Raw genomic sequence first — 6,597 nt, forward strand, 5'->3', positions numbered from 1 at the left:
TCATGAATCGGATCCCTGTCGGGTCTCGACGCGCGCGAGCATGTCGAGGGCATCACCGATCGCGGCGAACTCCGCGGTGTTGTCGAAGATGCACCACGCGCGTCGGCCGAGGGCCTTGTGCGCTCCGAGGCGCTCGGCCATCCGGGACAGGACGCGCGGTTCGTACGCCGAGTAGTACATGCGCGGCGAGCCGTGGAGCCGATAGTAGACGAGGTCCGGCCAGCCACCGGGCATGCCGGCGTTCCGGACCGGCGCGGGGTCGGCCGCGACACGGGCGATCGCGAGGCCGACGAGCAGGCGGTCGACATCTTCTGTGAACCACGTGGCGTGGCGCGGCTCGCAGACGATGTCGCCCGGGAAGCGCCGCCGGAATTCCGATAGGAAGGTCGCCGCGGACGGGCTGTCGAAGGCCAGACTCGGTGGGAGCTGGAGCAGCAGCGGCCCGAGTTTTGTCCCGAGGCCCGTGACCTCCCCGAGGAAGCGCTCGAGGGGCTCATCCACGCCGATGAGGCGCCGCTCGTGCGTGACCGATCGCGGCACCTTCACGGCGAAGCGGAACCCGTCCGGCACCGCCGCAGCCCATCTCGCGTAGGTCGTCGCCCGATGGGGCCGATAGAAGGCGGTGTTGATCTCGACCGCGGAAAAGCGCTGTCCGTACCGCTCCAGATGGCTGCCCGCCTCTGGGAACTGCGGCGCGTAGGCCTTGGGCAGGCTCCAGCCCGCGGTTCCGACGGCGATGGCGTCTGATGGATGCATGGAATACCGCTCGGGGCCGAAGCCATGCCGGCCCGACCGGCGATCGGTAGACCGGGATCTGCGCGCATGCGAGCGCTCGACGAGGTGTTCGACCGTCTCCCGCAATCCGCGTTCCGGCGACGCTTCCGGCTGGCGATCGCCGATCGGGTCTACCTGCGGGAGAAGGGGCTCCCGACGGTCTTGGACCACGCGCGGGACTTCGTGCGGCGACGCCTCGCGTCCGCCGAGCCGAGGAACGACGGCAAGCAGACGCCCTTTCGCGGTCATCCCGTCTTCACGGCGCAGCACGCGACGGCAACCTGCTGCCGCGGTTGCCTGGCCAAGTGGCACGCGATCCCCGCCGGCCGGGCATTGACCGCCGTCGAGCAGGCCCACGTGGTCGCCGCGATCGCGCGCTGGCTGCGCTCCGAGGACCCCGAGGCCGCCTGAAGCGCGCGCCAGGCCGGGCGGCCGGCGCCACCGAGACGGGGCAAAGTCGGCGTCGCGGACGAACGCCGCGATCCGGTCACTCCCGCCGGGGCGCTTCAGGCCCGGCGGCGTGCCGCTGCCGGTCGCGGCGTCCGGGCCACACGGCCCCGCCGCTTCTCCCGCTCCGCGGGCCGCTTGGCCTTTGCCCCTCCGGCGTTCGCCTCGTCCCTCCCCTGCCCTGGCCGCGCGGCGTGCGCGTCGAGGAAGCGCCGGCACGCGTCGAAGTCCGTCTCCGCGTCCGGCGGGCACGGGATGCCGCGCTGCTGGGCGAGGCTGCGCGCGTAGCCGACCATCGCCGCGCTCGGGCTCCGCCGGCCGTCTGCGCGGCCGGCGTCGTCCTCCTGCCCGGCACGCGGCCCGGCATGGGTGTCGAGGAACGCGCGGCAGACGCTGATGCTGCTCCTGCAGCCACGCGGCAGCGTCACGCCCTTCCGCTCGGCGAGGCTCACGGCGAACGCCACCATGGCCGGCGTCGGCGGCCGCTGGTCGCCCTGACCGGCCGGAATCAGGCTCGGATCGAGGCTGACGGTCGGCGCCTGCGCGATCGCGGCGATCAGGTCGTCGAGGCGGGCGCGGGTGCGCTGGCGGAAGGCGGTCGCGCGCGCGACCGCCTCGGCGCGCGTGGCCGCCCGTCCGATCTCGGCGAGCTCCGCCTCGAACATGGCGCGCCCGACCGGATCTCCGTAGGCCGGGAACACGCTGCGCACCGCGCGGACGAAGGTCAGGCCGACCTCGGTGACCTCGATGGCCGGATCCTTGCCGGTAGACAGCGTGATGTAGCGGCTCTTCAGGAGCTTGGGCAGGATCGTGTCGCGCGTCGCGGCCGTGCCCAGACCCTTCGGCTCGTTCGGGTTGGCGGGGTTTTCCAGGGCGCGCTTGGCGGCCGGATCGTCCACTTGGTCGATCAGCCGGCCCATCACCACCGGCAATTCGCCTCGGGTGATCCGCCGCGGCGGCTCGGTCTTCGCGGTGGCGATCTCCGCCGTCGCGGCGGAGGCGCCCTCGCCGTCGGTCACGAGCGGCAGGCGGGTGGCGGTGGCTTCCGCCTCGCGCTTGGTCTTGCCGGGCACGGCATCCGTTTCGAGCTCGGCCTCGCTGCCGTAGAGCGCGCGCCAGCCCGGCGCGCGCACGACGCTGCCGGAGACGGCGAACCGCCTCACGCCCAGCGGTGTCGCGACATCCGCCGTGACGCTCGTGCGCGCGTCGACCCCGTCGGGCAGGTGCGCGGCGAGATAGGCCTTCGCCACGAGTTCCCACAAGCGGAACTGATCGGTGCTGAGACGGCCGCGCTCGGGCGCCTTGCGCAGGGGCACGATAGCGTGGTGCTCGCCCGGATCCGCGACGTAGTGGCCCTTCAGGCCGCGACGGATCAGCGGCGCAGCGTCGCGCGGAACGACTTTGCTCAGGTCGGTCAGGACGGTTGTGACGGCCGCGATGATCGCGGCGGCATCGCCGGCCTGGCCCTCGGGCAGGTGCTCCGACTCCGTGCGCGGGTAGCTGAGGTACCCCTGATCGTAGAGGTCCTGAGCGATGCCGGCCGTGTGCTGCGGGTCCCAGCCGAACCGCTTGGCGCAGCGTCGCGCCAGGGTGTCCTTCGAGAACAGCCGGGGCGGCGCGCGCCGGACATCCCTGTGCGCGACCGCCAGAGGGCCCGACCACGTCGCCGCGGCGGACCGGATCGTCTCAGCGATCGCCGCATCGAGGATCCGCTCCTTCGGGGCGTGCCAGAGGGTGATCTCCGCGCCTGCATGGGTCCTAAGGTGCAGCGCGACCTTGAAGAAGTCCTGCGGCACGAAGGACCGGATCCGCTCCTCCAAGTCCGCCAGGATGGCGAGGGTCGGCGTCTGGACGCCGCCGAAGCGCCAGGGCTCCCGGAAGGCGGGCGGCCGCAGGCGCAGCGAGATCGCCCGCGTGCCGTTCAGGCCGAGATGATAGTCCTCGTACTGCCGGCAGAGCGCCTCGAGATAGGCGGCGTAGTCGCGCTCGCCCGAGGCGGGATCCTTGGCCAGGGCCGCGAAGGCGCGTCGGATCGAGACCTCGTCGAGCGCGCCGAGCTTGAGCCGGTCGACCCGGCCGTTCCAGCCGAGATGCTCGAGCACTTCCCACGCGATCATCGAGCCCTCGCGACCCGGATCCGTGGCGATGATCACGCGGTCCACGCCGCTCAGCGCCTGCCGGATCGCGGCGATCTTCGGTGCGTGCGACTGCCCGGACCGGTTCGTGCCGTAGCCGACCGGGATCGTGGGAAGGACGATCGGGAGGAGGTCGAAGCGCCAGGGCTTCCACTCGGGCCGGATGCTGCCCGGCTCCTCGGCCGAGAGCAGGTGTCCCTCGGCGGCCACGCAGACCGTGCTCGGCGAGCGGAAGAAGCGCTGCAACTGGCGCATCGCCGAGGGCTTCTCGAAGAAGAACAGCGTGCGACCGGAGCTCGGAGATGACATGTCGCTGACCGCTCCGGCTGTCGCCGCGCCTGACCCAGGGTTCACATTTTGTTCCAGACGGGCTCGGGACGCAACTGGCGCCTCGAGAGGGGAAGCCGTCGGAGAAGCCGGCGGCGTGTCGCCCTCCCCAGGCACACCGGCCGGCGCCGCGATGCTGGAGCGGCGCTCGTACCTGTGCTCCGGGCTCGCCCGCGGCGGCGACCCGGAATGCCTCCGTGGCCGGATCCCCGCCTGTGGCTGGCGCGTCGCCGTCGACCCGCGCACCGTCCTCCGAAGGCTCCGGGCACGCGCTCGCGCGCTAAGGGTTGCCCGCCCCAAGTGTCTGTCGAGACCAGCAAGCCTTCAGCGGGCACGGCACCGAGGTTCGGTCACCGGCCTAGCCGGCCGCGTGCGCCGAGCCGGGCTTGTTGCCGTGAATGAGGTCCCGACCCGCGTAGATGCCGCCCAGGACCTGCAGATCGAGACGCTCCGCATCGCGGCGCCGGACCTCCGCCAGGATCGCGCTGGCCGCTTCCGGCTCGGCTCCGGTCGTCAGGAGCGCCTGCTCGCCGAGGAGCAGAGCCGACTCGACCGTCTCGCGGATCTGGTAGGCCACGCCCGCCTGGATCAGCTCGACCGCGTGTTCGCGATCCCGGGCGCGCGCCAGCACGGGCACCAGGGGGAACTCCGCCTTGGCGATCTCCGCGACGCGTCTGGCCATCGCGGTGTCGTCGACGCAGATCAGGATCGCCCGCGCCGTCGCGGCGCCGGCCGCGTGCAGAATGTCGAGGCGGGTGCCGTCACCGTAATAGACCTTGAAGCCGAATCCCTCGGCGAGACGGATGTTGCTCGGGTTCGTGTCGATGATCGAGACCGAGCAGCCCTGCGCTATGAGCGGCTGACTGGCGATCTGGCCGAAGCGGCCGAACCCGACGATCAGGGCGCTGCCCACGAGGTCCTCGGGCGCCTCGACGCCGTCGATGGACGGGACGGCCTTGGGACCGAGACGATCGAAGGCGACGACCATCAGCGGCGTGATCGCCATCGACAGGATGATGGTGGCTGTCAGGACGGCGTTGGTCGTGCCGTCGATGATGCCCGCGCTCGCGGCGGCCGCGTACAGCACGAAGGCGAACTCGCCGCCCTGCGCCATCAGGGCCGCGCGTTCCAGCGACTCGGCGTGCGAGGCGCGCAGCACCCGGGCCACGCCGTAGATGAGCAGGCCCTTGACGGTCATGTAGGCGGCGACGCCCGCCAGGATCAGGCCGGCATTCGCGGCGATCACCGTCAGGTCGAGGGACATCCCGACCCCGAGGAAGAACAGGCCGAGCAGGATGCCGCGGAACGGCTCGACATCGGCCTCCAGCTGGTGACGGAAGCTCGACTCCGAGAGCAGGACGCCGGCCAGGAAGGCGCCCATCGCCATCGAGAGGCCGCCGAGCTGCATCGCGAGGGCCGAGCCGAGCACGACGAGGAGGGCCGCGGCCGTCATGACTTCGCGCGCCTTGGCGGCGGCGAGGAGGCGGAACAGCGGGTTGAGCAGCCAGCGCCCCGCGGCGACGAGCGCGCAGACCGAGAGCAGGGCGATGGCGACCGTGACCGCGCGCTCCGTCGCGCTCGCGGCGCTCCCGCCCGGCGCCAGAAGTGCGACGGCGGCGAGGAGCGGCACGATGGCGAGATCCTCCAGCAGCAGGATCGCCACGATGCGCTGACCCTTCGGCGTCGAGAGCGCGCCGCGCTCCTCCAGGAGCTGCATGACGATCGCGGTGGAGGTCAGCACGAAGCCGGTCCCGGCCACGAAGGCGACGGTGATCGAGAAGCCGAGGGCGAGTCCGACCAGGGTGAGGGCAGCGATGCAGGCGCCCACCTGGGCGAGGCCGAGCCCGAAGATCGCGCGGCGCATGCCCCAGAGCCGGGACGGCTCCATCTCCAGCCCGATGATGAAGAGGAACATCACGACGCCGAGCTCCGCCACGTGGAGGATGGCGTGGGCGTCCGTGAACAGGCCGAGCCCGAAGGGCCCGATTGCCAGTCCGGCCAGAAGGTAGCCGAGGACCGATCCGAGGCCGAGCCGCTTGAACAGCGGGACGGCGATGACGCCGGCCGCCAGGAGGGAGACGACCTGAACGAGTTCGCTCGCGGCACCGGATGCTTCGACAGCCATGGCGGGGTCCTTCCGTGGGTGCACTGGCGCCCCGCGGCCCGTGCTGGGCCCCGACGTCGCGCCGATGGATCCATCTTGAGCGAAGCACGCGCAATCAGAAATGGAAACTATCGAAACGGATCGTTTCCATGAGCACTCATCGTGCGGCTTGCTCTGACGCGCGATCCGGAGCGAGGCCCCTCGTCCGGATCACGGAGGGGTGTGCTGAGAGGCTGGCGCGGCGACGGGTCTCTGCGCGCGGGGCCTCTGCCGGATCCGGGAGCGGTGTCCGCACACGCGGACGACCGCGCCCGCCAGCGTCCGGCGGTCGACGAAGAGGGGCGATTGACAGCCGATTTCTGGCGCCCTATACGGCGCCTCCCGACGCGGTGCCCGGCCAGGGCGGGCCGCTCGGACGGACTTCCACTGAAGACTGCAAGCAACGGTCGGCGAGCGCCGAGTAGTTTTTTGTTGATCTTCAGATGGCACTTGTGTAAACAGGCGCCGTTCTTTGACAAGTGAATACGGGAAAGAGAAGCGTGGACGGCGCTTGTCCTTGCGGGTCCGGCGAGAGCCGGATCAACGAGAGAAGCGAGCTGTCTAACGCTTCGGAAGCTCACACATCCGGGTAGTGATGCCGGGATGATTGTGAGCCTCTGTCAAGTAGTTGTGATCAGCTTAGATCAATCTCTTCAACGTGAGAGTTTGATCCTGGCTCAGAGCGAACGCTGGCGGCAGGCTTAACACATGCAAGTCGAGCGGGCCCTTCGGGGTCAGCGGCGGACGGGTGGTAACGCGTGGGAACGTGCC

General features: G+C 70.9%; 4 protein-coding genes and 1 rRNA gene. 2 read left to right on the forward strand and 3 right to left on the reverse strand.

Annotated features, from left to right (window positions below; all coding sequences use genetic code 11):
- Nucleotides 1-756: a DUF72 domain-containing protein gene (locus tag ASG32_RS22795; protein WP_056531111.1), complete on the reverse strand. Its 756-nt coding sequence runs from the start codon at nucleotides 754-756 to the stop codon at nucleotides 1-3.
- Between the two features lie 66 nt (nucleotides 757-822).
- Here ASG32_RS22795 and ASG32_RS22800 point away from each other — a divergent pair, with 66 nt between their 5' ends.
- Nucleotides 823-1,185, forward strand: a complete 363-nt coding sequence (locus tag ASG32_RS22800) for a DUF4186 domain-containing protein (RefSeq protein WP_042669993.1) — start codon at nucleotides 823-825, stop codon at nucleotides 1,183-1,185.
- 95 nt (nucleotides 1,186-1,280) lie between these two features.
- Here the strand turns inward: ASG32_RS22800 and ASG32_RS22805 are convergent, their stop codons facing one another.
- Both ASG32_RS22805 and ASG32_RS22810 read right to left on the reverse strand, forming a co-directional pair.
- A complete protein-coding gene (locus ASG32_RS22805; protein ID WP_091928146.1) occupies nucleotides 1,281-3,665 on the reverse strand; it encodes a DNA topoisomerase in 2,385 nt (794 codons plus the stop codon).
- A gap of 376 nt (nucleotides 3,666-4,041) precedes the next feature.
- Complete coding sequence (locus ASG32_RS22810) at nucleotides 4,042-5,808, reverse strand: monovalent cation:proton antiporter-2 (CPA2) family protein (RefSeq protein ID WP_056531116.1); 1,767 nt, start codon at nucleotides 5,806-5,808, stop codon at nucleotides 4,042-4,044.
- A 672-nt stretch (nucleotides 5,809-6,480) separates the two neighbouring features.
- On the opposite strand from ASG32_RS22810, the gene ASG32_RS22815 reads away from it, so the two are divergent.
- A 16S ribosomal RNA gene (locus ASG32_RS22815) occupies nucleotides 6,481-6,597 on the forward strand; the annotation flags it as partial.

It is taken from the genome of Methylobacterium sp. Leaf361 (genome assembly GCF_001424445.1).
Lineage (GTDB): Bacteria > Pseudomonadota > Alphaproteobacteria > Rhizobiales > Beijerinckiaceae > Methylobacterium.